Source organism: Simplicispira sedimenti, assembly GCF_022760965.1.
In the GTDB taxonomy this organism is placed as follows: Bacteria; Pseudomonadota; Gammaproteobacteria; order Burkholderiales; family Burkholderiaceae_C; genus Simplicispira; species Simplicispira sedimenti.
In genome coordinates, this window is record NZ_JAKVIJ010000020.1 from 1 (window position 1) to 24,409 (window position 24,409).

Here is a 24,409-nt window from a genome sequence, read left to right on the forward strand (position 1 = left end):
GCAGCTGGGCTTCTTGCGGCTGCATGGCTGCGAGCAGTTCCAGGGGTATCTGTTCGGGCGGCCTGGCCCCATCGAGGTGGTTGAGTCGCAGATGCGCACCAGCCTCTGAGCTGTGCACTTTTTTGCACTGCCCCAGCACAGAACGTACCCATGTTGATGCAGGAAGCACCTCCCTCGCGTGGCCTGTGGGTTCGGGGCGTGTTGGTGGTCTTGGCCCTGTCCGTGCTGTCTGCCATGGTGGCGGTGGAGTGGCGTCATCACCACCTGTTGAGCGCGCGAGCAGCAGATCGCGGCGCCGTGATCGACAGTCTGGCGAAATCACTGATCGAGCACACCACCCAGAGCGAGGTGCTGGGTGCGGCATCGGTCATGGGGCTGACGTCGCACTTGCTCAAGCAGGCCGCACTGGGGCAACTGGAGCGTGACGCTCCTGCTGTGCTGACATTGCTCGGCGCAGCGCGTGACCGGTTTGGCGCACAAGGTGTGTACCTGATCGCAGCCGATGGAGCCATCGTGGCCCACGCCACTACAGGGCCGTCGTCCACGGGCCAGAACGTGGGGTTCCGGCCCTATTTCCAGCAGGCGCTGGAGGGGCGCAGCAATGTGTATGCGGCCGTGGGGGCCTTCAGCCACGAGCGCGGACTGTATGTGGCCGCACCATTGCACGCGGGAACCAGCAGCCCTTCTCCGGTGCTGGGTGTGATCATGGTCAAGCTGCCGCTGGCGCCCATCGATGCCATGCTTGCGCGTGCCGGCATGCCCGCACTGCTGCTATCGCCGCAGGGCGTGGCGATCGCCAGCACGCGCGGCGAATGGCTTTATGCCATGACACCACCGCTGGAGCAGCAGCGCATCGACGGGATTGCTGCGCTCCGGCAGTTTGGGCGCCAGTTCGATAACGGCGTGGCGTCTGCGCTGCCGTTCGATGTGGGGCAACCGCAGGTGGTGATCGATGGCGCGGCGCACGCGCTGGAGCAGCGCAGCCTTGATTGGCACGACCCGGCAGGCCCTTGGTCGCTGGTTCTGCTGGATGACGTGTCGGCCCTGCTGCCCTGGTCGGAGCGGATGCTCCTGGGGGGCTCCGCGGGGTTGCTGGTGTTGCTGCTCGGCTTGCTGGTGTTGGCGTTGCTGCGCAACCGCCAGCGCATGGCCGCCAGCCAGCAGCGCTTGCAGGTGCTTGGTGCAGCCCTGCAGAGCAGCCCCATGGCGGTGGTGGTGACGAACGCGAAAGGGTTCATCGAATGGGTGAACCCCGGTTTTGAGGCCATCACCGGCTACCGCCTGGAGGAGGTGCAGGGCGCCAAACCCAGCCTGCTGTCCAGCGGCAAGACAGGTATGGAGACCTACAACGACATGTGGAGTCACCTGGTGTCTGGGCGGGCGTGGAAGGGGGCTTTCATCAACCGGCGCAAGGACGGTACCGAGTACCAAGCAGAGGCCACCCTGACGCCCGTGCTCGACCGTTTCGGTGTGCGCATCGGGATGGTGGGCGTGCACCAGGATCTGAGTGAACGCCTGCAGGAGCAGCAGGCATTGCAACGCAGTGAGCAGCGCATGCGCGAGCTGCTGGAGCAACAGAAGGCGATCTTCGACAACGCTCCGCCGGTGTTGCTGACGGCCGATGGGGTGATTCGCTTGTTCAACCCCGCTTTTGCCGCGTTGGTGGGTGGCACTGCAGAGCAAATGCAGGATGAACGTGTGAGCTCTCTGTTTGCCAGCCTGGAGGAGCATGCGGCCTTTGCGGCACGCATGGCGCCGCGATTGGTGGCGGGGGAGCAGGTGCGCGAGGACTGGACGCTGCGCCGGCTCGATGGATCGCCGTTCGAGGCGCGTATTTCTGCCAGTCCGGTGCAGATCTCTGGCGCGACGCTGGCAGCGATGTGGGTCATCGAAGATGTCACCGAGGTGCACCGTGCGGAACTCGCCATGCAGGAGGCCCGCGAGCGCCTGGAGCTGGCGCAGGAGGCAGGAAAGATCGGTGTGTTCGATGCGGACCTGCGCACGGGCCGCAGTGTCTGGATCAGCAAGCAGGCAGGCCACCAGGGCCTGCGCGAGCGGGTGTTTGATGACTGGCGCGCCGCCTGGGCCCAGCGGCTGGATGGCAGAGACCGTGAGGCTGCGTTGGCACGCCTGGACGCTGCCCTGCAGGGCAGCGAAACCCGGTTCAGCGACACCTGGCGCATGGTGCGTGCAGATGGCACCGTGCATTGGTATGAATGCTCGGCACGCATCCTGCGCGACGCCCAAGGCAAGGCCGAGCGCATGGTGGGCGTGAACGTGGACATCGACGCCTACAAGCAGCTGGAGGCGCGTGTGGCGGCGCAGCTGCAGTTCCAGCAGGTGCTCATCGACACCATCTCCATCCCCATCGTGTACAAGGATGCGCAGGGCCGCTACCTGGGCTTCAACCGCGCCTACGAGGCCACGTTTGGCATTCGCCGCGAGGACTACCTGGGCAAGACCGTGCTGGACCGTGACTTCATCGAGCCTGACCAGCGCCAGTTGTTCCAGGACGATGTGCAAATGGCGCTCCAGGGCGCCGAGGCGGTGCATCGCGAGGTGGACTTGCCTTATGCCGATGGTGTGATCCACCGCACGCTGTATTGGTTGCAGCGTTTTGGCGAACCGGGCAGCGAGATGGAGGGCGTCATCGGCACCTTCGTGGACATCAGCGACCGCCAGCGCATCGAGCAGGATCTGCGCCGCGCCAAGGAACTGGCCGAGGAGGCCGCCACGCTCAAGTCCAATTTCCTGGCCAACATGAGCCACGAGATCCGCACGCCCATGAACGCCATCATCGGCATGTCGCACCTGGCGCTCAAGTCGGGCCTCACGCCACGCCAGCACGACTATGTGGCCAAGATCGAGCAGGCGGGGCAGCACCTGATGGGGGTCATCAACGACATCCTGGATTTCTCGCGCATCGAGGCGGGCAAGTTGCGCATCGAGTCCCACCCCTTTGTGCTGGACCAGGTGCTGGCGGGCGTGGTCGATGTGGTGAGCCACAAGGCCACGGCCAAGGGTCTGGAACTGATTTGCGATGTGGCCAGCAACGTTCCGCCAAACCTGGTGGGCGACGCGCTGCGCATCGGGCAAATCCTCATCAACTACGCCAACAACGCCGTCAAGTTCACCGAGCGCGGCGAGGTCGGCATCGTGGTGCGCATGGAGCAGGCGCAGGGGGACGACGTGACCCTGCGCCTGGAAGTGCGCGACACCGGCATTGGCGTGACCCCGCAGCAACAGGACAAACTGTTCCAGAGCTTCCAGCAGGCCGATGCCTCCACCACACGGCGCTACGGCGGCACGGGCCTGGGGCTGGCCATCTGCAAGAGCCTGGCCGAGCTGATGCATGGTGCGGTGGGTGTGCAGAGCGCCCCGGGCGAGGGCTCCACCTTCTGGGTGCGGCTACCGCTGCGCCGGGGGGCGCCTGCGCGTGCGCTGCTGCCTGCCCCCGATCTGCAGGGCCTGCGCGTGCTGGTGGTGGACGACAACGCCCATGCGGCCACCGTATTGGCCGAAATGCTGCGCTCCATGCGCTTCACGGTCGAGGCCGTGCACAGCGGCGCACAGGCACTGCAGGCACTGAACGCCGCCGTGCAGCGCGGTCAGCCCTACGACCTGGTGGTGCTGGATTGGCAGATGCCCGGCATGGATGGCCTGGAGCTGGGGCGGCGCATTGGCGAGCTGAACCTGCCGCAGTTGCCGCACCGCGTGATGGTCACCGCCTTTGGCCGTGAAGACGTGCTGCGCATGGCGCAGCACCAGGGCATTGAGGAAGTGCTGATCAAGCCCGTGAGCGCGTCGGTCATGTTCGACACGCTCATGCAGGTGCTGGGTCGCCCGCAGCTCGGTAGCAGCGCGTCCCTTGCGCAAGGGGATGATCCGCAGGCCCAGTGTCCGGCGCTGGCGGGGGTGCGTCTGCTGGTGGCCGAGGACAACGAGCTGAACCAGCAGGTCGCGCTGGAGCTGTTGCGCGAAACCGGGGCCCAGGTCGATCTGGCGCGCAATGGCGAAGAGGCCGTGGCATTGGTGCGTCGCCACCGCTACGACCTGGTGCTCATGGACATGCAGATGCCCGTGCTGGACGGGCTGGAGGCCACGCGCCAGCTGCGTGCCCAGCCTGCGTTGGCGCAGCTGCCCATCGTCGCCATGACGGCCAACGCCATGGACGCTGACCGCCAGCGCTGCCTGGATGCGGGCATGAACGACCACCTGGCCAAGCCCGTGGTGCCCGAACGCCTCTGGGCCGTGCTGCAGCGCTGGTGCGGGGAGGGCGCTGTGGCGGCGACGGGCGGTGCTCCAGAGGCGTGCCGCCAGACCGTGCCGTCAGAGCAGGGCGCCACCATGGTGCTGCCCGCGTCGCTGCCCGGCCTGGACCAGAGCGCAGGCCTGCGCAACGCACTGGGGCGTCCCGCCTTCTATGCCGAAGTGCTGCAGCGCTTTGCCGTGCACTATGCCGACGGCGCCCAGCGCATGGCCCAGGCGCTGGCCGAAGCGCGCCTGGACATTTTGCTGCGCGAGGCGCACACCCTGCGCGGCCTGGCGGGCACCATTGGCGCCACGGCGCTGCAGGATGCGGCTGCCCGGCTCGAAGAAGCCTTGCGCGGTCCACCGTCGGCCGATGTGCCCACCATGCAGTTGCTGCAGAACCTGAGCCAGGTGCTGGAGCCGCTGGTGCAGCATCTGCTGCACTGGGCGGCTGCGCACCCCGCGTTGGCACCGAGCGCCCCTCCGCCTGCGGGGGGGGCGGCGATACCCGCTGCCGAAGGCGAGGCCCTGCACGCCGTTCAGGCCCTGCAGGCCCTGCTGCAGGCCGACGACCCTGCCGCCCGGCTGCACCTGCTGCACCATGCACCCTTGGTGCAGGAAGTGGTGGGGCCGCGCATGGCAGCGCTGCAGGCGCATGTCGAGCAGTTTGACTATGAATCCGCGCTGGGCCTCCTGACCGGGTGCCTGGAGCGTTTCCCGCAGGTCGCCACCCCACCGGGTGCAGCCTGCTCCACCGGGAGTCGCGATGCAACGAGACAGTCTTCCTGAAGGTGCCGCCCAAGGCGGCGGCCGCCAAATGCCCACCGTGCTGGTGGTGGATGACACGCCCGACAACCTGGCCATGATGGCCGAGCTGCTGGGTGAGCGCTACCGCGTGAAGGTGGCCAATAGCGGTGAACGCGCCCTCAAGGCGATGCAGGCCGAAGTGCTGCCTGACCTCGTGCTGCTGGACATCATGATGCCCGGCATGGACGGCTACGAGGTCTGCCGCCGCCTCAAGGCCAGCGCCCTCACGCGCGATGTGCCGGTGATCTTTCTGACGGCGCGCAGCGACGTGCAGGACGAGCGCATGGGGCTGGAGATGGGCGCGGTGGACTACATCACCAAGCCCATCAGCCCGCCCATTCTGCAGGCGCGCGTGCAGACCCACCTGGCGCTCAAGGCCACGGCCGACTTCCTGCGCAGCAAGAGCGACTACCTGGAGCGCGAGGTGGCCCTGCGCACCCTGGAGCTGCAGGCCATTCAGGACGTCACCATCATTGCCCTGGCGTCGCTGGCCGAAACACGCGATGCCGAGACCGGCAACCACATCCGGCGTACCCAGCTGTACGTGAAGGCGCTGGCCGAGCAGTTGCGCAGGCACCCCCGGTTCGAGCAGGTGCTCACGGTGTCGATGATCGACCTGCTCTACAAATCAGCACCATTGCACGACATCGGCAAGGTGGGTGTGCCCGACCATATCCTGCTCAAGCCGGGACGGCTGACTGCCGAGGAGTTCGAGGTGGCCAAGACGCATGCCGCCCTGGGGCGCAAGGCGATCGAGAGTGCCGAGCGACGCCTGGGCATGCGGGTGCGTTTTCTGGATGTGGCCAAGGACATGGCCTGCCACCACCATGAACACTGGGACGGCACCGGCTACCCCGCAGGGTTGTCGGGCGAGGCCATCCCCGTGGCGGCGCGCCTGATGGCGGTGGCCGATGTGTACGACGCCGTCATCAGCACCCGCGTGTACAAGCTGGCGGGTACGCACGAACAGGCCTGTGACGCCATCACGCGCGGGCGGGGCACGCAGTTCGACCCGCTGGTGGTCGATGCCTTCATCGAAATTGCCGAAGACCTGCGCGAGATCGCGCTCAAGTTCCCCGACCCCGCGCCGCAGTAGGCGGCGCGCACTGCGTTCGCGTCAGAGTGGCGCGTCTTCGCCTGCGTCGCCGGCCGGGGCTGCATCCGGTGCAGGGTCCTGAGCCTGGTCTTGCGCGTCGGCGTCGATCCCGGCCTGGCGCAGCGCAGCCTTTTCGCCGGCACTGGCAAATTTGCTGTACTTGCCAAGGATCTGCACCATCTGACCGTAGATGCGCGGCGTGCCGGCCAGGCATTCCTTCTGATCCATGAAGTCGGCCTCGCCCGTGAAGTTGCCGATCAGGCCACCGGCCTCGGTCACCAGCAGCGAGCCAGCGGCCACGTCCCAGCTCGACAGGCCGGTCTCGAAAAAGGCGTCGGTGTAGCCCGCTGCCACATAGGCCAGGTCCAGTGCAGCCGAGCCGGGGCGGCGCAGGCCTGCGGTGCGCTGCATCACGTCGCCCATCATGGCCAGGTAGTTCTTGAAGTTGTCGCCCGGGCGGAACGGGAAGCCCGTGGAGATCAGGCATTCCTTGAGCTGGGTGCGCTTGCTCACGCGGATGCGGCGCTCATTCAGGAACGCGCCACGGCCCTTGGTGGCCGTGAACAGGTCGTTGCGCGAAGGGTCGTACACCACGGCTTGCTCGATCTTGCCCTTGAACGACAGGGCAATGCTCACGCAATAGACCGGAAAGCCGTGGATGAAATTGGTGGTGCCGTCCAGCGGGTCGATGATCCAGATGTAGTCGGAATTCTTGGCGCCATGCTGGCTGCCCGACTCTTCGGCCAGGATGCCGTGGCCGGGGTAAGCGGTCAGCAGGGTTTCGATGATGGCCTGTTCGCTCGCATGGTCCACCTCGGTCACAAAGTCGTTGATCTGCTTTTGCGAGATACGCACCGACTCCACGTCGAGCGCCGCGCGGTTGATGATGGCGCCAGCGGCGCGGGCGGCCTTGATGGCCACGTTGAGCATGGGGTGCAGATTGGACGACATAAATTGTGCGGGGTTGCGCGCCAGCATCGCTTGTGGCTGTGGCGCGGGGCCAGGAACGGGAAAATCGCTGCCGGGCGATGCGGGCAGCGACAATAAGCGTCTGATTTTACCCGCCCAGCCCCTTGGTGCCCAGCGGCACCTGCAAGCCGCCCATGAAAACCCGTTTCATCCTCATCCAGACCAGCCATGCCGGCAACGTGGGCGCTGCCGCCCGCGCCATGAAGACCATGGGCTTTGACGACCTGGTGCTCGTCAAACCCCGCTGGGCCAACGTGCTGCGGCGCGAGGAAACCATTCAGCGCGCCAGCGGAGCCCTGGACGTGCTGCACAACGCGCGCATCGTGGAGACGCTGGACGAGGCGCTGGACGGCATCAGCCACCTGTGCGCCACGGCCATGACGCCGCGCGACTTCGGCCCGCCCACACGCGCGCCGCGTGAGCATTTCGATTTGCTATTGAAAAAGGAGCTGCCAGCGCTTGATGGGCGTACGCTGGGGGCCAAAAACACTTCAAGCCCAGAGCCGGTGGCGGCCGAAAGCGGCATCGGCTTTCTGTTTGGCTCCGAGCGCTTCGGCATGGCCAACGAGGACGTGTACCGCTGCCATGTGGCGCTCTCCATCCCCACCAACCCGCAGTTCGGCTCGCTCAACCTGGGCGCGGCCATCCAGGTCATCGCCTACGAGTGGCGCCAGGCCCTGGGCGGTTTTGGCGTGGAGCAGGCCACGCCCGAGCGCCTGCTGGCCGATGCGGGCCAGGTGGCGGGCATGCTGGCGCACTGGGAGCAGGCGCTCACCGCCATCGGTTTTCTGGACCCGGCGGCGCCCAAGAAGCTCATGCCCCGGTTGAACCAGCTCTTCAACCGCGCGCAACTGGGTGCCGAGGAAATCCACATCCTGCGCGGTGTCGCCAAGGCCATGATCGAGTCCGCCCAGCCAAAGCGCTAGACTGCTGTTCCCTTTCCCGAAACCCATCCCATGTTTGCCCGTCTGCGCTCCGACATCCAGTGCATCCTCGACCGCGACCCCGCGGCACGCAGCACCTGGGAGGTCATCACCTGTTACCCCGGCCTGCACGCCATCTGGCTGCACCGCCCGGCGCACTGGTGCTGGACGCATGGCCTCAAGTGGCTGGGTCGCTTTATTTCGCACCTGGCGCGCTGGTTCACCGGCATTGAAATCCACCCGGGCGCCAAGATCGGCGAGCGCGTGTTCTTCGACCATGCCATGGGCGTGGTGGTGGGCGAGACCGCCGAGATCGGCGACGGCTGCACCATTTACCAGGGCGTTACGCTGGGCGGTACCTCGCTCTACAAGGGCACCAAGCGCCACCCCACGCTGGGCAAGGACGTGGTGGTGAGCGCTGGCGCCAAGGTGCTGGGCGGTTTCGAGGTGGGCGACGGGGCAAAAATAGGCAGCAATGCCGTGGTCATCAAGCCCGTGCCTGCCGGCGCCACGGCGGTGGGCATACCGGCGCGCATCATCCCGTCCAAGGAAGGCCACAGCGCCGACGTGACCGAGGACGCCAAGCCCAAGCCGCAGTTCACGGCCTACGGCATCACGCAAGAAGACGATCCGCTCTCGCTGGCCATGCGCGGGCTGATCGACAGCGCGGCTTCGCAGGAGCATCAGATTGCGCTGCTGTGGCAGGCGATCGAAAAACTGTCGGACTGCGTCAAGACGGGGGATTGCGTGCCCGATGATGCCGCGCTGAAAGAGCAGTTCGAGGCGGGCAAGCTCAACGATCTGGTGGGGAAGTAGGTTTTGGGGGCTTTGCTGAGGGCGGCTGGCCGGGATGTGCGCCCGGCGGCGCAGTAACTTTCTTTTGCTTCGCCAAAAGAAAGTCACCAAAGAAAGGGCGACCCACAGTCTGCGGCCCCTTCGCGGTGCGAAGGGGCACACCTGCGGCGGGGCGCTTGCAGGGTGCGCCGCATAACTCACTGCGCGCCTGCGGCGCTTCGTTCGGACAAACGCGGCGAGTCAGATGACGAAGCATGCGCGCTGCGACGCGCATGCCCACCCCGCAAGCGCCCCGCCGCAGGCGCAGCCAGAAGGGGTGGCAAAGAACACGGGCCATCGCTGCGCTCGGCCTGGCGAGCGCGGCGCGCAGCGCCTGCGCCCCTGGGGGCCGAGCGCAGCGATGGCCCGTGGGGCTCTTGGGCTGCCGCCCTCCCTTCAGGATTCGCCGAGGAGCGCAGTGGCCAGCGGATCAGGGCTCGCGATTGTCTGAGCGCCGCAGGCGCGAGTTCGAGCGAGACCCCGCTGGCCGCGAGCACCGCAGGTTGCCCGCAGCGAAGCGGAGGGACGCGGCCTGCAGGGTCGCCCTTTCTTTGGTGACTTTCTTTTGGCGAAGCGAAAGAAAGTGAGTCGCCCGCCGGGGCGAGACCCGGCCAGCAACTCACGCAAAAGGCGCAGCGCTCGCTTCGTCAAAAGGCATCACACCAAGCGCTGCAAATGCGCCCCCAGCGCTTGCAAATTCACAAAACGCAGCCGCCTGTATGCCCGCCTCAGGCCGAAAGCCCTTTCCACAGCATGTAGCTGGCCAGTACCACGAGCAACAGGGCAAACACGCGCCGCAAGCGGTCCACCGGCCACTGGTGCGCGGAGCGTGCACCCAGTGGAGCGGTGAGCACGCTGCAGGCGGCAATCACGCCCAGCGCCGGTAGCCACACATAGCCCAGCGATGCCGGGGGCAGGCCCGCCAGCCCTATGCCGCCCAGCACATAGCCCGACGCATTGGCCAGAGCGATCGGAAAGCCCAGCGCGGCGCTGGTGGCCACGGCCTGGTGGATGGGGACGTTGCACCAGACCATGAAGGGCACGCTGATGAAGCCGCCCCCTGCGCCCACCATGCCCGACAGGAAGCCAATGGTGCCGCCCGCTGCCAGCTGGCCAGCGGTGCCAGGCATCTGGCGCGACGGGGCGGGTTTTTTGTTGCGCAGCATCTGCCAGGCGGAAAAGCCCACGAACAGGGCAAAGAACACCGCCAGGAACCCGCCCTTGAGCAGGGCAAACACCCCCAGGCTGGCGGCAAGGCTGCCCAGCACGATGCCGGGGGCCAGGCGCTGCACGAGGTCCCAGCGCACGGCGCCACGTTGGTGGTGGGCGCGCACGCTGGAGAGAGAGGTGAACACGATGGTGGCCATGGAGGTGGCAATCGCCATCTTGACGGCCAGGCCCGGCTCCACGCCCTGCTTGCTCAGGATGTGGGTCAGAAAGGGCACCAGCACCATGCCGCCGCCAATGCCCAGCAGACCGGCCAGAAAACCTGTGCCCAGGCCCAGCAGGGCCAGTTCGGCGATCAAGAGCAGGTCCATGGGAACGGGGAGAGAGAGGGGTGGGCGCGCATGGGTTGCGCGCCGCAGAAATAGGTGTCTGCAAATGCCACCGGGCCGTCATCCTGAACCGGGGGTTCAGGGGGGCGAGGGCAACCTGACGTTGGGTTCATCTGACGCGAGACGATCACGCTCATCAGGCAATGTACCAAGCCCGGGCTCTAAGAGCATTGGTTCAAGGAAATTAAACCCGGCAGCACTGCAGACGCTGCCATTGTAGGACGTTTGGGACGGCCAAAGACGGTGTTCAGAGCAGGTGCCCGTCGCTGCCCAGCACATCGTCGATGCGCTGCACCAGCGCCTGCAGGCGATCCGTGCTCTGGGGGAGCATTGCCGCATCGGTACCGGTGGTGCCCATGGGGGCTGCCGCCGACAGGGGGGGGATGTGCGCCGCAGCCGCCAGCTCGGCGGCTTCGCGGTCGGCCAGCTCAAAAGCCAGGTTCAGCGCCGCCAGCACAGCGATGCGCTCGCGTGCCCGCACCTTGCCTGCATCGCGGATGCGCGTCATGGCGGTGTCCACGCGCTCCACGGCGTCCAGCAGGCGCGCCTCGCGGCCCTCGGGGCAGCCCAGCAGATAGCTCTGCTGCATGATTTGCACTTCGAGCTGCTTCATGCGTTGTCCTCGGGAGCGGGGGTGGTGGGCAGGCGCTCGATGAGCACGTCAATGCGATGGCGTGCGGCCTGCAGGCGCGAACGCAGCGAGTCGCGCTCTTGTGTGAGCGTGGCAATTTGCTGTGCCATCAGCGCATTGGTGTGCTGCAACTGCTCGTAGCGCACCAGCAGGCGTTCCACGCGCTCGGCGATCAGGTCTTGGGGGGACGGTGCGGCCATACCCGCCGGATTGTAGGCAGTTGCCCGGCAAAGCGCCGTAAAATCGCCGGGTTGGTGCTCGCGGTGTGGTTCACATGCCGCAGTTCAACGGGAAGCAGGGAGGTAGCCGCCAGCGATGGCGGCACCCAGCCTGCGCTGCCCCCGCAACGGTCAGCGGACGAATCACCCGATTCACTCTTCAACACACAGCCACTGGGCGCCTTGAACAAGCGCCTGGGAAGGCGTTGGAGGGCGTGCCGCCAGCCCGGATACCGGCCAACACGGTGGTTGTGCGCGCCCCAGGCGCTGCGCGGCCGTATCGCCTATTTGCCGGCGGGGAAGCCGGCGCAGGTAGCTTTCCGATTCCGTTGTATTTCCATGAACAAGCCCTCTTCTTGCGTGCGCCGTGCTCTGTCGCTGCGCCCATGCGCTTTTGCCGTGCTGTCCCTTGCTGCCGCCTGCGCAGCCCATGCAGAACAGCCCATGCAGCCCCTGCTGCTGGCGCAGAACGCACGCATGCCTTCGCTGCAGGACATGGTGGTGACCGCCACGCGCACCGAGCAGCCCCTCTCCGACCTGGTGGCCGACATCTCCATCGTGGACCGCGAAACCATCGAACACAGCGGCGCCACCGGCGTGGCCGATTTGCTGGCGCGACTGCCCGGCGTCGAGATCACGCGCAACGGCGGCATCGGCAACGCCACCAGCATGTACCTGCGCGGCGCCGAGACCCGCTTCACGGCCGTCTATATCGACGGAGTGCGGGTGGACTCGCAGTCCACCGGCGGCGCGCAGTGGGAACAGATCCCGCTGGCGCAGATCGAGCGCATCGAAGTGCTGCGCGGCCCCGCTGCGGCGGTGTACGGATCGGACGCCATCGGCGGCGTGATCCAGCTCTTCACGCGCAAGGGCGAGGGTGCTGCGGCGCCCTACGTGGGCGTGGGCCTGGGCAGCCAGGGCACGCGCAAGCTGGAGGCCGGCATCAGCGGCGCCATAGGGGCCGACAAGGCGCTGGACTATTCCCTGGGCCTGGCCCATGCGCGCAGCGATGGATTTGACACCAAGACCAGCGGCGCGCACAACCCCGACCGCGACGGCTACCGCAGCACCTCGGGCAACGCCCGGCTGGGCTACCAGATCAATGCCCGCCACAAGCTCGACGCCACCCTGCTGGCCAGCCGCATGAACTCCGGCTATGACGCCTTCACCTACAAGCCCGCCAGCCCGGTGGACGACCGCAACCTGCACCGCCTGCACACCGCCGGCCTGACCTGGGCGGCGCAGTGGACCGAGGCCTACAGCACGCGCGTGTCGGTCACGGATTCGGCCAGCTGCTACGAGACCACGCCTTCGCTCTACCGCACGGAAACCAGCCTGCGCGGCTACGTCTGGCAGAACGAATACCGCCTGGGCGCACACCGTTTCAGCGCCGCATTGGAGCGCCGCGAAGACCGCCTGGACAACCCCGCGCTCACCGCCTCGGGCCTGGCCATCAACCAGGGCCGCTCGCAGGACGCGCTGGCGCTGGGCTACGGCTACAGTGCCGGCGGCCACACGGTGCAGGTCAACCTGCGCCACGACGACGACAGCGAGTTCGGCGGCAAGGGCACCGGTAGCGTGGCCTACGGCTACGCCATCGCGCCGGCCTGGCGCGTCACGGCCTCGCTGGGCACCGCCTTCCGCGCGCCCACGCTGTACCAGCGCTTCAGCGAATACGGCCTGCCCACGCTGCGCCCCGAGTCCGGCCGCAACGCCGAGCTGGGCCTGCGCTATGCCGAGGGCCGCAGCACTTTCTCGGCCGTGGTGTACCGCAACCGCGTGAGCAACCTGATCGTCTTCAGCGCCCCCGGCGGCTGCCCCTCCACCTTCGGCTGCTACGCCAGCACGGCGCGCGCCCAGTACGAAGGCCTGACGCTGGCCGCCTCGCAGCAGTGGGCCGGTGTGCAGTGGCACGGCTCCATCGACATCCAGAACCCGCGCGACCTCGACACCGGCAAGCAGCTGCGGCGCCGCGCCAAGCACCACGCCACCTTTGGCGCCGATACCCAGGTGGCCGGCTGGACGCTGGGCGCCGAGGTGCAGGCTTCGGGCCGCCGCTTCGAGAACGAGACCAACACCCAGGTGCTGGGCGGCTACACGCTCGTCAACCTGTACGCCAGCACCCGCCTGGCACGCGACTACACGCTGCTCGCGCGCATCGACAACCTGGGCGACAAGGCCTACGAACTGGCGCGCACCTACGCCACGCCCGGCCGCACGTTCTACGTCGGCCTGAAGTGGGCACCGCAGTAAGCTGAGTGGCCATGGCTTCCTCTGCCTCCTGCCCCGCACTGCTGATGGCTGCCCCGGCCTCGGGCCAGGGCAAGACCACGGTGACCGCTGCGCTGGCCCGGCTGCACGCGCGGCAGGGGCGGCGCGTGCGCGTGTTCAAGTGCGGGCCGGACTTTTTGGACCCGCACTGGCATGAACTTGCCAGCGGTGCGCCGGTGCACTCGCTGGACCTGTGGATCAACGGCGCGCCCGACTGCGCCCAGCGCCTGCACGACGCCGCGCGCGAGGCGGATCTGATCCTCATCGAGGGTGTGATGGGCCTGTTCGACGGCGACCCGAGCGCCGCCGACCTGGCCCAGCGCTTTGGCGTGCCCGTGCTGGCCGTGGTCGATGCCTCGGCCATGGCGGGCACCTTCGGCGCACTGGCCCATGGGCTGCGCGACTACCGGCCCGGCCTGCCCTGGGTCGGGGTGCTGGCCAACCGCGTGGGCAGTGCGCGCCATGCCGACATGCTGCGCGCCGGCCTGCGCGACCCCCAGGACTGGCAGGGCGCGTTGGCACGCATCACGCTGGGCGAGGGCCCCGCGCTGCTGCCCGAGCGCCACCTGGGTCTGGTCGCCGCGCACGAGTTGCAGGACGCCCTGCAGCGCCTGGACGCCGCCGCCGATGCCCTGGCCGCCACGCCCCTGGGCCAGATGAGCGTCGCCGATCTGCAACGCTGGGCCGTGGATTTTCCTGTGCCCCAGGCCACCGAGGCAGTGCCGCCGCTGCTGGCGGGCCGCACCGTGGCCGTGGCGCGTGACGCGGCCTTCAGCTTCATCTACGCCGCCAATCTGCAGACGCTGCAGGAACTGGGCGCGCGCCTGTGCTTCTTCTCGCCCCTGGCGGGCGACCGCTTGCCGCCCTGCGACGCCGTGTGGTTGCCCGGTGGCTACCCCGAGCTGCATGCCGCGCGCATCGCCGCCAACACCGGCCTGCGCGCCGATCTGCAGCAGCACTTGGAGGCACGCCGCCCCCTGTGGGCCGAATGCGGCGGCATGGTGGCGCTGTGCGAAGCGGTGCAGCTGCCGGACGGCACGGTGCAGCCCCTGTGGGGCCTGCTGCCCGGCCAGGCCACGCTCCACAAACGCCTGGCGGGGCTGGGGCCGCAGCAGTTGGCGCTGGCGGGGCAGGTGCTGCGCGGCCACACCTTTCACTACTCTACGCTGGCCAGCAGCGCGCCGGTCATCGCGCGCAGCAGCCGCCCCGGCGAAGCCCCGGCGCCCGAAGCGGGCGAGGCGCTGTACCGCAGCGGCAGCCTGCAGGCCAGCTACTTCCATGCCTGGTTTGCCTCCAGCCCGCGCGCCGTGGCACACCTGTTGGGTGGGGAGGGCGCATGAGCCTCGGCATTGCGCGCAGCGAACTCATCCTGGGTGGGCAAAAGAGCGGCAAGTCGCGCCGCGCCGAACTGCTGGCGCGCGACTGGCTGGCGCAGGCCCCACAGCACCGCGCGCTGCTCATCGCCACAGCCCAGCCCTGGGACGACGAGATGCGCGCGCGCATCGCACGCCACCAGCGCGACCGCGCCGAGCGCGTGCCTGGCCTGGCCACGCTGGAGGAGCCGCGCGACCTGGCCGCCGTGCTGCAGCGCGAGAGCACACCGCACACCCTGCTGGTGGTGGACTGCCTCACGCTGTGGCTCACGAACTGGACCATGCCCGCAGGGGTGGAGTCCATGGATTTTGAACAAAATAGGGCTCTAGCGCACAACTGGCAAGCGCAAGCAGCTATGTTTTTGATAGCAATCGAGCGAGCCCCCGGGCCCGTTGTTCTGGTGGGCAACGAAATCGGCCTGGGGGTGATCCCGATGGGGCGTGAGGTGCGCGCCTTCGTCGATGCGCTGGGCCAGCTCAACCAGCAGGTGGCGCAGGTGTGCCAGCGCGTCACCCTCATGGCGGCAGGGCTGCCGCTGACCCTGAAAGCGCCCACCCTGAAAGAACACGCACCATGAACCCCACCCCCATCAAGCGCATCCTCATCGTGGTGGCTGTGCTGCTGGCGCTGCTGCTGCTGATGTGGGGCACGGCGCGCGCACAGGGCGTGCAGCTCACCGACGACCGGGGCCGTGCCGTGCAACTGGCGCGCACGCCGCAGCGCATCGTGAGCCTGCTGCCCTCGCTGGCCGAAACCGTGTGCGCGCTGGACCAATGCCAGCGCCTGGTGGGCGTGGACCGCTACACCAACTGGCCCGAGAGCGTGCGCAAGCTCCCCCAGGTGGGCGGCGGGCTGGACCCGAACATCGAGGCCATCGTCGCGCTGCGGCCCGACGTGGTGCTCATGGCCACCTCCTCGCGCGCGGCGGCGCGGCTGGAATCGCTGGGCATTGCGGTGGTCGCGCTGGAGCCCAAGACCCACGCGGACGTGCAGCGCGTGCTGGGCAAGGTCGGCCAGTTGCTGGGTGTGCCCGATGCGCAGCGCGTGTGGCGCGCCACCGACGCGGGCGTGCAGGCGGCGGCGCAGTCGCTCAGCCCGCAGGCGCGCGGCGCACGCGTGTACTTCGAGGTCAACCCCGGCCCCTTTGGCGCCGGGCCGGGCTCCTTCATTGGCGAAACCCTCACGCGCCTGGGCGCGCGCAACATCCTGCCGGATGCGTTGGGGCCCTTCCCCAAGCTCAACCCCGAATTCGTGGTGCGCGCCGACCCCGACCTCATCATGGTCGGCGCGCGCAGCGCCGAAGGCCTGGCCGCGCGCCCCGGCTGGGGCCAGATGCGCGCGCTGCGCGGGCAGCGCCTGTGCGTGTTCACGCCCGAGGAGTCCGACGTGCTCATCCGCCCCGGCCCGCGCATGGCCGAGGCCGCGCGCCTGATGGCCGCCTGCCTGGAACGCCATGCGGGCGGTGCACCCACCAAGGCACAGCGGGCAGGCGCGCAATGACCACCGCCATGGCCCTGGGCACCCCCGCTTCCACCGCGCGCAGCCCCGGCTGGGCGCACGGGCTGGCCGTGCTGCTGGCACTGCTGGGTGTGCTGCTGGTGCTGCTGGGCACGGGCGTGGGCAGCACGGGGCTGGAGAACCTTTGGCCCCTGCTGTGGGGCGGGCAGGGCGACGCCGCCGAGCGCGCCATGGCGCAGCAGATCGTCTGGGACATCCGCCTGCCGCGCACCCTGGGGGCCTGGGCTGCCGGGGCGCTGCTGGGCCTGGCAGGCGCCGTGGCGCAGGGCTTGTTCCGCAACCCGCTGGCCGACCCGTACCTGCTGGGCAGCGCCTCGGGCGCGTCGCTGGGCGTGGCCACCGTGCTGGCGCTCATGGGTGGCGGCGCGGGCATGGTGGGCGGGGCCAGCGCGGCCATGGCGGTGTCGGTGTATTCCAGCCACTGGCTGGTGCGCCTGGGGCTCACGGGCGCGGCCTTTGCGGGCGCGGTGCTGGCCGTGCTGCTCACGCTGGCGTTGGCGCGCGGCGTGCAACACACGCTGCGCCTGCTGCTGGCGGGCGTGGTGGTGGGCGTGGTGCTGGGTGCGTGCACCTCGCTGATCCTGCTGGTGTCGCCCGACTCGCTGCAGGCCATGCAGGCCTTCTTGCTGGGCTCCACCGGTTTTGTCGGCTGGACGTCCTGCCTGCTCATGCTGGCGGTGTGGCTGCCCTGCCTGGCGGCGGCCTGGGGCCTGTCGCGCGTGCTCGATGCGCTGGCGCTGGGTGAGTCCACGGCGCTGAGCCTGGGCCTGCGGCTGGCGCCGCTGCGCGCCGCCCTGGTGGCCGTGCTGGCGCTGGCCACGGGCACGGCCGTGGCGCAAACCGGGCTGATTGCCTTTGTCGGCCTGGCCGCGCCGCACCTGGTGCGCGCCGCCGTCAACGTGACGCATGGCCGCCTCATGCTGCTGGCCAGCCTGATGGGTGGCGCGCTGCTGGCGGGCGCCGACCTGCTGGCGCGCGGCCTGCTGGCACCGCAGGAACTGCCCGTGGGTGTGCTCACTGCCGTGCTCGGCGGGGGCTATCTGCTCTGGTTGATGCATCGCAGAACAGCCACCAGGGGGTTGCTGTGATTGCTACTGAAATGATAGCTATAAGCGCCCAACAGATAAGCGCTGGAATCGGAAAACACTCCATACTGCACGGCGTCACGTTGGCGCTGGCGGCGGGGCGCTGGACCAGCATCGTCGGCCCCAATGGCGCGGGCAAGTCCACGCTGCTGCGGGTGCTGGCGGGCCTGTTGCCCGCGGCAAGCGGGCAGGTGCTGCTGCACGGGCGCGACCTGCACGCCTGGCCCCGGCGCGAGCGTGCCCTGCACCTGGCCTGGCTGGGCCAGAACGAAGCCGCCGCCGACGACCTGACCGTGTACGACGTGGCCATGCTGGGCCGCCTGCCGCACCAGGGCTGGATGCAGCCGCCCACCGCCGCAGACCACGCTGCCGTCGAACAGGCCCTGCGCAGCACCCAGGCCTGGGACTGGCGTGCGCGGCCGCTGGGCCAGCTCTCGGGCGGCGAGCGCCAGCGCGTGTTGCTGGCGCGCCTGCTGGCCGTGCAAGCCCAGGTGCTGCTGATGGACGAACCCCTGGCCAACCTCGACCCCCCGCACCAGGCCGACTGGCTGCAACTGGTGCGCGACCTGGTGGCGCGCGGCTGCACCGTGGTCAGCGTGCTGCACGAGCTGTCCATGGCGCTGCAGGCTGACGACGTGGCTGTGGTGGCCCAGGGCCGCCTGCGCCACCACGGCGCCGCGCAGGACGCCGCCACGCACCGCGCGCTGGAGCAGGTGTTTGACGAGCGCATTGCCATCCACAGCGTGGCCGGGCAGTGGCTGGCGCTGCCGGTGCTGGCGGCCAGTGCGCCCGCGCTTTAAAGGCCTGCCGTGCCCATGCCGATCCTGATCCGCTGGTGCTTGGCCCTGTGCGTGCTGGTGTGCAGCGGTGCCGCCCAGGCGGCGGGCCGCCTGCTGTGGGTGACCGCAGACATCACCCCAGCGGCGCGCACCGCGCAAGTCGAGAGCGAGGGCCAGCGCCTGGGCTGGCAGGTGCAGCACCTGCAATGGCCTCTGCAAGGCCCCGCCGAGCCCGAAGGCCCGCAGCGCCAGCATTGGCGCGCGGCCCTGGCCCAGGCCGACCAGGTGTGGGTGGACATGCCCCACGCCACCGTGCAGGCGCGCTTGCAGCGCGTGCTGGAACCCCTGCTGGCTGCGGCGCCCCATACCCGTGTGGTGTGGGTGTCTGCGGGCTCAGGCCTGCTGCCCGTTGAGCCGAGCATGGCCCAACGCGTGGTGGCCTACCTTCAGGCGGGTGGCCCGGCCAACCTGCGCCACGCCTGGCAACTGGCCGATGCGTGGCAGCGGGGAGCGCCGCCCCCTGCGCTGCCCGAGCCCGCTCCCTGGCCCGCTCGCGGCCTGTACCACCCCGATGCGCCCGGCATCCTCGGCGATGCGCGCGCCATGGCGGTGTGGCAGGCCACCCAGTCCAAGGGGCAGGGCCAGCCTGCCGTGGCCGTGCTGGTGCACCGCCACCATTTCGTCAACGGCGAGACCGCCTGGCTCGACGCCTGGCTGCGGATGTTTGCGCGCCAGGGCCTGTGGGCCTATGCCGTGTTTGGCCAGCAGCTCGACGCCACAGGCCTGCAGGCGTTGCTGGAAAATGCCGACGGCAGCGCCCACCCCCAGGCGCTGGTGCTGCACCAGCTGGTCAGCCAGCCCGCGGCCATGCAGCCCCTGCTGGCCCGCTGGGGCGTGCCGCTGTTGGCCACGCAGCCCTGGCGCAGCGGCACCGAGGCCGACTGGACGCAAAGCCCCATGGGCCTGCCCCTGTCCGATGTGCCCTACTACTTGGCACAGCCCGAGGGCGCGGGGGCGGTTGACCCGGTGCTGGTCACGGCCACGGCGGAACAGGGGCGGCGCACGGTGCTCATCGAGCGCCAGGCCCAGGCCGTGGTGGGCCGCGTGCAGCGCCTGCTGGCCTTGCAAGAGCGCCCCAGGGCGCAGCGTGCGCTGGTGGCCATGGTCTACAACTACCCTCCGGGGGGCAGCAACTTCGGCGCTTCGTTCCTGAACGTGCCGCGCAGCCTGCAGCGGGTATCGGGCGCGCTGGCGCAGGCGGGCTACGCCACGCAGGAGGTGCCCGAGGGCGACTGGATCGCGGGCCTGCAACCCCTGCTGGCGGCTTACTACCCCGACGCCGCGTTGCGCAGCCTGCTGGAGCAGGACCGCGCCGAGGCGCTGCCCTTGGCGCGCTACCGTCAGTTCTTTGATGCCTTGCCGCAAGAGGTGCGCGCCCGCATCCAGGCCCACTGGGGCCCGCCTGAGCGCAGCCGCTATGTGCTGGATTGGCAAGGGGAGCCGGTCTTTGTCATTCCGCGCATGCGGGTGGGTACGCTCGCGGTGCTGCCCCAGCCCCCGCGCGAGGAAACCCTGCGCCTGGGCCAGAACCCCTTCATGCACAAAAGCAAGGCGCCGCTGTCGCACCACTACCTCGCCGTGTACCTGTGGACGGGGCAGGCCGATGCGTTGCTGCACTTTGGCACCCATGGCACGCAGGAATGGGCCAGCGGCAAGGCCCGCAGCCCTGATGTGTGGGACGACGTGTGGCTGCCGCTGGGCGCAGCGGCGGGCCACATTCCGGTGGTGTACCCCTACATCGTGGACAACCTGGGCGAGGCCCTGACCGCCAAGCGGCGCGGCCGCGCGGTACTGGTCAGCCACCGCACGCCTGCGTTTGCACCGGCGGGCTTCAATGCCCGCATGGCCCACATGCATGAATTGATGCACGAGTGGGAAACCGTGGATGCGGGCCCCACGCGCCAGGCGCTGGAGCGGCGCCTGATTGCACAGTTTGTGGAGCACCAGCTGCACCGCGACCTGGGCTGGACTGCCGATGCGATTGCGCGGGACTTCGAGGGGTACCTGGAGCAGCTCCACCCCTACCTGGATCGCCTGGCGCAAAGCAGCCAGCCGCAGGGCCTGGCCGTGCTGGGCGAGGTGCCCAGCCAGGCGCGCAGGCGCCAGACCATTCTGCAGGCGCTGCGCCAGCCCCTGATCGAGGCGCTGGGAGAGGACATTGACGAGGCCTTTCTCATCGACCACCGCACCGTGGCCACGGCGCGGCCGGCGCGCTGGCTGGACGTGGCGCTGCGCGACGCCGACGCCGCCAGCCGCCTCGACCTGCGCCCGGCGCAGCCCGCCTCGGCGCCTGCGGGCGACGGTGCCAGCGCGCTGCGCGGCGAGGACTTTGTGCCCAACCGCGCAGCGCGCCAACCCATAGACACCGCCGCGCTGCACGCGCTGGCCCTGCGTGCGCAGGAGCTTGAGCGCCTGCTGGCCACCGAAGGCGAAATCCCGGGCCTGCTGGCCGCGCTGGACGGGCGCTACCTCACCGCCGCCTATGGGGGCGACCCGATCCGCAACCCCGACAGCCTGCCCACGGGCCGCAACCTCACCGGCCTGGACCCCAGCCGCCTGCCCACGCGCCAGGCCTACGAAGTGGCGCAGCGTCTGTTCCAGCAGTGGCTGGACGACTGGCGTGCTGCCCATGGGGGCAGCATGCCGCAGCGCCTGGCGCTGTCGCTCTGGGCGGGGGAGACACTGCGCCATCAGGGCGTGATGGAAGCGCAGGCACTGGTGGCCCTGGGGGTGCGGCCGGTGTGGGACAGCAGTGGCCGCCCCCATCGGGTGGAGCTGATCCCGCACGCCCAACTGGGGCGCGAGCGGGTCGATGTGCTGCTCAGCGTCACCGGCTCCTACCGCGACCAGTTTCCGGCCCTCATGGCGCTGATCGACCAGGCCGTCGCCCTGGCCACAGGCGCCGAGCCCGCCAACGCCGTGGCGCGCAACACGGCTGCGGTGCAAAGTGCGCTGCGCCGCGCGGGCGTGCCCGCCGCCCAGGCCCTGGCCCTGGCCCTGGCCCGCAGCTTTGGCAACCAGGATGGCGACTACGGCACAGGCCTGTCCGATGCCGTGCAGGACGGTGGCCTGCGCCGCGACGATCCGCGGCTGGGCGAGCTGTTTTTGCAGCGCATGAGCCAACCTTTCCTCCACGGCGAGCCTGTACCCGCCGTCGCCCGCACCCATGCGGTGCAGGCACTGGGCGCGCACCTGCGCCAGGCCGATGCGGCGGTGCTCTCGCGCAGCTCGCACCTGTATGCCATGGTCAGCTCGGACGACCCCTTCCAGTACCTGGGTGGCCTGGCGGCGGCCGCCAGGGCGGCGGGAAAGAAGGATGCGCTGGCGCTGTACGTGAGCGAGCTGCACGACAGCAGCGAGGTGCACACCGAAAGCGCGCAGCGCAACATCGCCCGCGAGATGCAGTCCCGCTACCTGCACCCCGGCTGGTTGCAGGCCCAGCAGGCCGAGGGCTACGCGGGCACGCTGCAGGTACTCAAGGCCGTGCAGTTCGCCTGGGGTTGGCAGGCCGTGGCGCCCGACACCATCCGGCCCGACCACTGGCAGAGTTTTTTTGACGTGCTGGTGAAAGACCGCCACCAACTGGGCACCCCCCAGTGGCTGCGCCAGCACCCGCAGGCCTACGCGCAGGCGCTGGAACGCCTGGTGCAGGCCAGCCGCCTGGGCCATTGGCAGCCAGACGCCGCCACGCGCACCGAACTGGCCCGCACCTATGCCGAACTGACCCAGGCCGCTCCCCTGGCCCTGGAGCTGCGCGAGGTGCGCCAATGGGTTCGGCAGCAAACCGGTGCGGGCCCAGCGCTGGAGCCGCGCCAGGCGCTGCGCCCAGAGCGCGGCGCCGGGCTGGAGGCACCTGCGCGTGCGCCAGCATCACCGCCGTTGCCGTCTGTGCCCCAGGCCACCCCCCCGGCGGCGCCCCCGGTGGCGTCTGGCATGGCGCAGCCGGTGACCGGTATGCTGCTGCAAGCGGTGCAGCCGCCAGCACTCACCCACCCCAGCGCTGCAGAGCGCAAGACGCAGCTTCTTGTGCTGCTGGTCCTGCTGGCCGTGGTGTTGGCCGGTGCGCTGCGCCAGTGGGTGCGCCAGCGCGGCCCGGTGCTGGCGGCGGCCGTCCACTGAATCCTTTTGAAAGACCTTTGCCATGCAAATCGAAACCCCACCCACCGAGAAACGCTACGACAAGGCTGAGGGCGAGCGCCGCGGCCTGGTCATCGTCAACACCGGCGATGGCAAGGGCAAGAGCACGGCCGCCTTCGGCCTGGCGCTGCGCGCGCATGGGCGCGGCAAGGCGGTCAAGGTGTACCAGTTCATGAAAGTGCCCAGCGCACGCTTTGGCGAGCACCGCATGTTCGAGCAGATCGGCCTGCCGATCGAGGGCCTGGGCGATGGCTTCAGCTGGAAGAGCAAGGACCTGGAGCACTCCGCCCAGCTCGCACGCGACGGCTGGGCCAAGGCGCGTGCCGACATCCTCAGTGGCGAGCGCTTTCTGGTGGTGCTCGACGAAATCACCTACCCGCTGATCTACGGCTGGCTGCCGCTGCAGGAGGTGCTCGACACCCTGGCCACGCGGCCCAGGGACGTGCATGTGTGCCTCACAGGCCGCCGCTGCCCGGAGGAGATCATTGCCATTGCCGACACGGTGACCGAGATGAAGCTCATCAAGCACGCCTTTCAAGCGGGCATTCCCGCGCAGCGCGGCATCGAGGACTGACACACCGGGCGGACCACCATGCATTGGCACTGGTTTCATCCCTTCGCCGCCCATGCAGGGCAGGGCACTGTGTTGCTGGCGCTGGCCGTGCTGGTGGCGCTGGCGGTGGATCGCCTGTGGGGCGAGCCGCCCTTGCGCTGGCACCCGGTGGTGTGGATGGGCTCGGCCCTCAAGTTGCTGGGGGAACGGGTCGCGCCCAGCACGCCAAATACACAAAATTCAAAGCAATTTTGGCTTGGAGCGCTTGCCTGGTGTGCGCTGGCAGCTATTGTTTTTGTAGCATATGCCGTGCTCCAGGCGCTGGTGCTGGCGGTGTGGGGCGCCCCTGTCACGGTGTGCACGGCGGTGGTCGATATGCCGGGGCTGGCGCTGGGCGAGACCTCGGTCGTCATTGCCACGCTGCGCCTGCTCATGGCGGCGCTGCTGCTGGGCGTGCTGCTCAAGCCGTTGCTGTCCTTTGGATTTCTGGTCCAGGAGGTGCGCGCGGTGAACGCAGCGCTGGACCAATCGCTGGAGGCCGGGCGCGAGCGCCTGTCCTTCCTCGTCAGCCGCGACGTGGCGCAGCTCAGCGCCAGCGAGGTGCGCGAGAGCGCCATCGAATCGCTCGCCGAAAACCTCAACGACTCGGTCGTGGCACCGTTGTTCTGGTTTGCCGTGGCGGGCCTGCCCGGCGCCGCGCTCTACCGCATGGCCAACACCGCCGACGCCATGTGGGGCTACCGCGGCATGCGCGGCGGGCGCTACTGGCACTGGGCCGGCAAATGGGCGGCGCGGGCCGACGACGTGCTCTCCTGGCTGCCCGCGCGCATCACCGCCTTGCTGCTGGTACTGCCCGCCCCGGCCCAGCGCCTGACTGCCCTGCTGCGCGAGGCGCGCAAGACCCCCTCGCCCAACAGCGGCTGGCCCATGGCCGCCATGGCGTTGGCGCTGAACGTACGCCTGACCAAACCCGGCGTGTACCGCCTGCACAGCGCAGGCCGAAGCCCCACGCCGCTGGACGCCCGCCGCGCACGGCGCCTGGCGGGCCGAATGGTTCAGCGTCTGGTGGCGCTGGCCGTGCTGGGCCTGGTGCTGGGCTGCACGATGGGGCGTTGGTATGGCTGACCTGCTCCCCGTGCATGGCGGCACAGACGCACTGGGCGCCGCGCCGCACGACTTTTCCACCAACAGCAACGCCTGCGGCCCGTGCCCCCTGGCGCTGGCTGCCGTGCAACAGGCCGACGCCACGCGCTACCCCGACCCTGCCTACACCGACCTGCGCGCGCAGCTCGCCGCCTTCCATGGCGTGGAGGCCGCGCGCATCGTGCTGGCGGGCAGTGCCAGTGA

General features: G+C 69.2%; 17 protein-coding genes, 1 pseudogene and 1 riboswitch. Of the genes and pseudogenes, 14 read left to right on the top strand and 4 right to left on the bottom strand.

The annotated features are described in order from the left end of the window. Window positions 1–150: 150 nt before the first annotated feature. Both MJ602_RS16205 and MJ602_RS16210 read left to right on the top strand, forming a co-directional pair. Entirely contained in the window at window positions 151–5,040 is a 4,890-nt protein-coding gene (locus MJ602_RS16205; protein WP_243021803.1) for a PAS domain S-box protein, read from the top strand. Next, a complete protein-coding gene (locus MJ602_RS16210) occupies window positions 5,018–6,154 on the top strand; it encodes a response regulator (protein WP_243021804.1) in 1,137 nt (378 codons plus the stop codon). The genes MJ602_RS16205 and MJ602_RS16210 overlap by 23 nt, the downstream gene beginning before the upstream one ends. 21 nt (window positions 6,155–6,175) lie before the next feature. Here MJ602_RS16210 and MJ602_RS16215 read toward each other — a convergent pair whose 3' ends face one another. After that, window positions 6,176–7,105 (bottom strand): inositol monophosphatase family protein, encoded by a 930-nt coding sequence (locus MJ602_RS16215; RefSeq protein ID WP_243021805.1) that lies wholly within the window; start codon window positions 7,103–7,105, stop codon window positions 6,176–6,178. Window positions 7,106–7,257: 152 nt separating this feature from the next. On the opposite strand from MJ602_RS16215, the gene MJ602_RS16220 reads away from it, so the two are divergent. Further along, window positions 7,258–8,049, top strand: coding sequence for an RNA methyltransferase (locus MJ602_RS16220; RefSeq protein WP_243021806.1), 792 nt, complete (start codon window positions 7,258–7,260; stop codon window positions 8,047–8,049). Window positions 8,050–8,079: 30 nt separating this feature from the next. Continuing rightward, entirely contained in the window at window positions 8,080–8,862 is a 783-nt protein-coding gene (cysE, locus tag MJ602_RS16225) for a serine O-acetyltransferase (RefSeq protein ID WP_162016640.1), read from the top strand. A 746-nt stretch (window positions 8,863–9,608) separates the two neighbouring features. On the opposite strand, the gene MJ602_RS16230 is transcribed toward cysE, so the two are convergent. From MJ602_RS16230 to MJ602_RS16240, 3 genes are all read right to left on the bottom strand, one after another. Then, a complete protein-coding gene (locus MJ602_RS16230; protein WP_243021807.1) occupies window positions 9,609–10,418 on the bottom strand; it encodes a sulfite exporter TauE/SafE family protein in 810 nt (269 codons plus the stop codon). Between the two features lie 265 nt (window positions 10,419–10,683). Further along, window positions 10,684–11,049: a cell division protein ZapA gene (locus tag MJ602_RS16235; protein ID WP_243021808.1), complete on the bottom strand. Its 366-nt coding sequence runs from the start codon at window positions 11,047–11,049 to the stop codon at window positions 10,684–10,686. Beyond that, complete coding sequence (locus tag MJ602_RS16240; protein WP_162016637.1) at window positions 11,046–11,267, bottom strand: DUF904 domain-containing protein; 222 nt, start codon at window positions 11,265–11,267, stop codon at window positions 11,046–11,048. The genes MJ602_RS16235 and MJ602_RS16240 overlap by 4 nt, the downstream gene beginning before the upstream one ends. Window positions 11,268–11,302: 35 nt before the next feature. Further along, a riboswitch (cobalamin riboswitch) is annotated at window positions 11,303–11,541 on the top strand. Between the two features lie 83 nt (window positions 11,542–11,624). On the opposite strand from MJ602_RS16240, the gene MJ602_RS16245 reads away from it, so the two are divergent. From MJ602_RS16245 to MJ602_RS16290, 10 genes and pseudogenes are all read left to right on the top strand, one after another. Next, window positions 11,625–13,538, top strand: coding sequence for a TonB-dependent receptor domain-containing protein (locus MJ602_RS16245; RefSeq protein ID WP_243021809.1), 1,914 nt, complete (start codon window positions 11,625–11,627; stop codon window positions 13,536–13,538). A gap of 11 nt (window positions 13,539–13,549) precedes the next feature. Next, window positions 13,550–14,896 carry a cobyrinic acid a,c-diamide synthase CobB gene (locus tag MJ602_RS16250; RefSeq protein ID WP_243021810.1) on the top strand — a complete coding sequence of 449 codons (1,347 nt, stop codon included), beginning with the start codon at window positions 13,550–13,552 and terminating at the stop codon, window positions 14,894–14,896. Continuing rightward, a complete protein-coding gene (gene cobU, locus MJ602_RS16255) occupies window positions 14,893–15,507 on the top strand; it encodes a bifunctional adenosylcobinamide kinase/adenosylcobinamide-phosphate guanylyltransferase (RefSeq protein WP_243021811.1) in 615 nt (204 codons plus the stop codon). Before MJ602_RS16250 ends, cobU begins: the two co-directional genes overlap by 4 nt. Further along, window positions 15,504–16,430, top strand: coding sequence for an ABC transporter substrate-binding protein (locus MJ602_RS16260; RefSeq protein ID WP_243021812.1), 927 nt, complete (start codon window positions 15,504–15,506; stop codon window positions 16,428–16,430). Before cobU ends, MJ602_RS16260 begins: the two co-directional genes overlap by 4 nt. Window positions 16,431–16,438: 8 nt before the next feature. Beyond that, window positions 16,439–17,536, top strand: coding sequence for a FecCD family ABC transporter permease (locus MJ602_RS16265; RefSeq protein ID WP_243021815.1), 1,098 nt, complete (start codon window positions 16,439–16,441; stop codon window positions 17,534–17,536). Between the two features lie 11 nt (window positions 17,537–17,547). Beyond that, complete coding sequence (locus tag MJ602_RS16270; protein ID WP_162018092.1) at window positions 17,548–18,333, top strand: ABC transporter ATP-binding protein; 786 nt, start codon at window positions 17,548–17,550, stop codon at window positions 18,331–18,333. 15 nt (window positions 18,334–18,348) lie between these two features. Beyond that, window positions 18,349–22,491 (top strand): cobaltochelatase subunit CobN, encoded by a 4,143-nt coding sequence (gene cobN / locus MJ602_RS16275; protein WP_243021816.1) that lies wholly within the window; start codon window positions 18,349–18,351, stop codon window positions 22,489–22,491. Between the two features lie 22 nt (window positions 22,492–22,513). Further along, window positions 22,514–23,083, top strand: a complete 570-nt coding sequence (gene cobO, locus MJ602_RS16280; RefSeq protein ID WP_243021813.1) for a cob(I)yrinic acid a,c-diamide adenosyltransferase — start codon at window positions 22,514–22,516, stop codon at window positions 23,081–23,083. Window positions 23,084–23,101: 18 nt separating this feature from the next. Continuing rightward, window positions 23,102–24,187, top strand: a complete 1,086-nt coding sequence (cbiB, locus tag MJ602_RS16285) for an adenosylcobinamide-phosphate synthase CbiB (RefSeq protein ID WP_243021814.1) — start codon at window positions 23,102–23,104, stop codon at window positions 24,185–24,187. Next, window positions 24,180–24,409, top strand: a pseudogene (locus tag MJ602_RS16290) (aminotransferase class I/II-fold pyridoxal phosphate-dependent enzyme); the annotation flags it as partial. The gene cbiB and the pseudogene MJ602_RS16290, both read left to right, overlap by 8 nt.